General features: G+C 73.1%; 3 protein-coding genes. 2 read left to right on the top strand and 1 reads right to left on the bottom strand.

Features of this window, described 5'->3' with window-relative positions; all coding sequences use genetic code 11:
• Both AN218_RS01920 and mhpA read left to right on the top strand, forming a co-directional pair.
• Nucleotides 1–777, top strand: a 777-nt coding sequence (locus AN218_RS01920) for a 3-deoxy-7-phosphoheptulonate synthase (RefSeq protein ID WP_107421327.1), incomplete at its 5' end; no start/stop codon positions are given.
• Between the two features lie 78 nt (nucleotides 778–855).
• Nucleotides 856–2,502 carry a bifunctional 3-(3-hydroxy-phenyl)propionate/3-hydroxycinnamic acid hydroxylase MhpA gene (gene mhpA / locus AN218_RS01925; RefSeq protein ID WP_079131729.1) on the top strand — a complete coding sequence of 549 codons (1,647 nt, stop codon included), beginning with the start codon at nucleotides 856–858 and terminating at the stop codon, nucleotides 2,500–2,502.
• A gap of 114 nt (nucleotides 2,503–2,616) precedes the next feature.
• Here mhpA and AN218_RS01930 read toward each other — a convergent pair.
• Nucleotides 2,617–4,039, bottom strand: a 1,423-nt coding sequence (locus AN218_RS01930) for a LuxR family transcriptional regulator (RefSeq protein WP_216311705.1), incomplete at its 5' end; no start/stop codon positions are given.

Consider the following 4,039-nt stretch of genomic DNA (forward strand, 5'->3'; position numbering starts at 1 on the left):
TCCCCTGCGGCCGACGCCCGTTCGCGGCGGCACGACCCACACCGCATGCTGCGGGCGCACCGGGCCGCGTCCCGTGTGCTGGGCGCGCTGCGCGCGCACCACGGGGACGGCGCCGCCGACACCCCCGGCGGCGCGGGAGGCCCGTGGGTGTGCCACGAGGCGCTGGTGCTGGACTGGGAGGAGTCCCTGCTGCGCACGGACCCCGTGACCGGGGGCTCGTTCCTGTCCTCCACGCACTTCCCGTGGGTCGGTGCCCGTACTCGACAGCCCGAAGGCGCCCATGCAAGGCTGCTCGCCTCGGTCGTCAACCCCGTCGGGTGCAAGATCGGGCCGTCCACCGATCCGGAGGATGTGATCCGGCTGTGCGAGGTGCTCGACCCGGAGCGCGAACCCGGGAGGCTGACGCTGATCGTGCGCATGGGGGCCCCGGCCCTTCCGGAGCTGCTGCCCGAAGTGGTGCGCCGCGTCCGGCGGGCCGGGCATCCCGTCGTCTGGCTCAGCGATCCGATGCACGGCAACACCGTGCGCACCCTGTCGGGGCGCAAGACCCGGTACTTGGACGATGTGATCGAGGAGGCCCGCTGCTTCATGCGGGTCGTGGAGAGCGCGGGAGCGCATCCCGGGGGCCTGCATCTCGAGGTCGCGGACCGCGAGGTGACGGAGTGCGTGGGCGGGCCCGTCGCCGACGAGTCCCAACTGGCCGCTCGGTACGAGTCACTGTGCGATCCCAGGCTCTGCCCCGAGCAGGCCCGCATGCTGATCGACGCCGTCCTGTGAAGGGCGGTGCGCTTCCGGCGACCGGGCCGCGTCGCCGCTGTCCCGTACAGAGAACAACGAACGAGCGAGAGTGAGCCGATGAGTCAGATGCCGCACTCTGCGGGGCCTTCCGGCGCCGGGACCGACGCGGACGTGGTCGTGGTCGGCTGCGGTCCGGTCGGCCTCGTCCTGGCCCTTCTGCTGGCGCACCGCGGGTGGCACGTGGTCATCCTGGAGCAGTACCCCGACCAGTACCCGTTCCCGCGCGTCGTGGCGTTCGACGGGGAGACGGCACGCAACTTCGCCTCCGCGGGAATCGGGGAGTCGCTGCAGGAGCTGGGCGAACCGCTGGGCGAGTACGTCTTCCAGAACGCGGCCGGGCAGCGGCTGCTGAGTTTCGAGGCGCCCTACCGGCCCGACCGTGACGGCTGGCCGAAGGCCACGGTGATGCACCAGCCGACGTTCGAGTCGGCTCTGCGGGCGCACGCGGCGACTCTGCGGAACGTGCGGCTGCTGACGGGGCACCGGGCCGAGGACATCGCCGACCACGGGGACCGTGTGGAAGTGCGGGCGCCGGGCCCCGAGTTGGGTGACAGCCCGCTGACGGCCCGCTGGGTCGTCGGCTGCGACGGCGCGAACAGCTTCGTACGGGAACGCATCGGCGCGAAGGTGACGGATCTGGGCTTCACGCATGACTGGCTGCTGTGCGACGTCGTCTTCCACGAGCCGCGCGAGTTCGCGCCGAACGACGTGCAGATCTGCGACCCGGCACGTCCCACGACGATCGTCGCCAGCGGAAGGGGCCACCGCCGCTGGGAGTTCATGCGGCTGCCCGGCGAGACCAACGAGGAGCTCAGCACGGTCGAGCGCATGTGGGAGCTGCTGGAGCCGCACGGTGTGACCCCTGAGAACGCCACGCTGACCCGCAACATCGTCTACACCTTCCAGGCTTCGACGACGGACAAGTGGCGTGCCGGGCGGATGCTGCTGGCCGGTGATTCGGCGCACCAGATGCCGCCGTTCGCCGGTCAGGGCATGTGCTCGGGCATCCGGGACGCGGCCAACCTCGCCTGGAAGCTGGACCTTGTGCTCGGCGGCGTCGCGGGGGAACGGCTGCTGGACACCTACCAGACCGAGCGCGGCAAGCAGGTGCGGCACACCATCGACATGTCGGTCGAGGTCGGCAAGATCGTCTCCGAGCTGGACGCCGAGGCGGCGAAGCGCCGGGACGCGTACCTGCTGGCGATGAAGGAGGACGCCCCGGAACGTGACGTGGCGCCTTCGTTCTTCCCTCTGGAGGACGGCGTCCTGCGTCGCGACGCCCGTTCCTCCGGCGGACCTGCGGGCGGCCTCATGCCGCAGGGACGGGTGGCACGCGGCACGGAGAGGGCCCTGTTCGACGACGTCGTCGGCCGCGGCTTCGCCCTGGTCACCACGCTCGACCCCTACGAGGTGCTGGACCGGAAGAACCTGGCGTTCCTGGAGCGGCTGGACGCCCACCTGGTGCGGGTGCTGCCGGTCGGCACCCCGCCGAAGCACGTCGCGGCGCACGAGGTGGTCGACGTGGAGAACGTCTACGTTCCCTTCCTCGACGGCGCCGGATGCGCGGCGGCGCTGGTCCGCCCGGACTTCCACATCTTCGGTACGGCGCGCGACCGTTCGGACCTTCCGCGGCTGGTGGGCGACCTGCGGCGGCAGCTCACGGCGACGGCGGCCCTCTCCCGGGCGCCCCTCGCGGCGCGCTGACGCGAGGGGCGCGCAGCCGGATCGGCGGGATCGGCGGGATCGACGGGAGGGGCGCGCAGGGGCGCAGGGGCACGGCCTCCGGCGCGGCCCGCCGGGCCAGGTCCCGGACGCCTGTCAGGCGCTGTCGGGGAGATACGCCTGGAGTACGGGCGGCAGGTCGCGCCGGTGCTTCACGTTCAACTTGCGGTAGACGCGGGTGAGATGCTGCTCGATGGTGCTGGGCGTGATGCACAGCCGGGCGGCGATCTCCCGGTTGGTGTGGCCCGCGGCGGCCAGGGCGGCGGCGCGGCGTTCCGCGTCCGTCAGCGTCCCCAGGCCGTCCGGCGGGGGCTCCTCCCGCTCCCCGCTCTCCGACCGGGTGCGGCTGGGCAGCAGCTCCTCGCACAGCTCCTCCGCGCCGCACGCCTTGGCCACGTGCCACGCCCGCCGGGCCACGGTCCAGGCACGCCGGTGTGCCCGCAACTCCCGGTGGGCGGCGCTCTGATCGGCGAGCGCGCGGGCCAGTTCCCACTGGTCGCCGCGCTCCTCCAGGATCGCCACGGCCTCCGCCAGAAGCTGCATCCGGTTGTGGGGCGAACTGAGTGCCGCCAGCAGCCGCAGCGCACAGCCGCGGGTCCGGGAGGCGCCCGGACCCAGCTTGGCGAGCTGCTCGTTGACCAGGCGCCGCGCCTCGTTCCGGTCGCCGCCCTGGCGCAGCCATGTCTCGGCGGTGCAGGTGCGCCACGGCACGAGTCCGGGCATGTCCAGCCCCCACTGCGTCATCAGTTCGCGGCAGGAGAGGAAGTCCGCGGCGGCCGCGTAGTACCGGTCGGTGGCCAGGTAGTGCCGGCCGCGGGCGTGCAGGTAGTGCAACCCGTAGCGCGTGTGGAACATCGCCTCCGGCGTCGGTTCGCTCAGGTGCGCGGCGGCCTCGTCGTGACGTCCCATGGCGGTCGCGGCAAGCACCAGGACGCTCAGGGGCAGTCCGGCGGCAACGCCCCACGCAGGCGGCGGCAGCAGCGACAGCGCATGTCCGGCGTACTCGGCGGCGGACGTCAACTCGCCGCAGCGCAGCGCGATTTCGGCTCGTGCCGCGGCGAAGTACGCCTGCGGCACGGTCTGACCGTCCCGCAGGCTCTCCTCCAGCAGCCGCTCGCACCAGGGTTGGGCGGCCTCCGGACGGTCGGCGTAGACGAGCGTGTACAGCGCCAGCAGCGCCGATTCGACGCCCCAGACGGTGGCGTCGCTGGGGCGTGCGGCCTGGAGTACGTGTTCGGCCTCGGCGACCGCGGTCTCCACCGAGCCCTGGCCCAGCACCTGGGCGAGAGCGGCCGCCGACGTCAGCAGCGGCCGCACATGCGGGCCGGCCGTACCGGCCGCCGGCGGTTCGGGCTCCCATGGACCTCGCCGTGCCAGCCGGGGATGGGTGCAGGCCAGCCACATCTCCACCGCGTGCAGTTCGGCCGCCTCGCGCGGCTGCGGGTCCGCCCCCGCACGGCGGGCGCGCTGGAGAGCGGCGGCAGCGTCGTCGGTGCGGCCGTGGTGCGACAGCGTCACG

Origin of the sequence: Streptomyces nanshensis, assembly GCF_001751255.1 — a bacterium.
In the GTDB taxonomy this organism is placed as follows: domain Bacteria; phylum Actinomycetota; class Actinomycetes; order Streptomycetales; family Streptomycetaceae; genus Streptomyces; species Streptomyces nanshensis_A.

Excerpts from the sequence above, each read along its gene's own strand:
- mhpA (WP_079131729.1), top strand. The coding sequence starts at position 856 with ATGAGTCAGATGCCGCACTCTGCGGGGCCTTCCGGCGCCGGGACCGAC.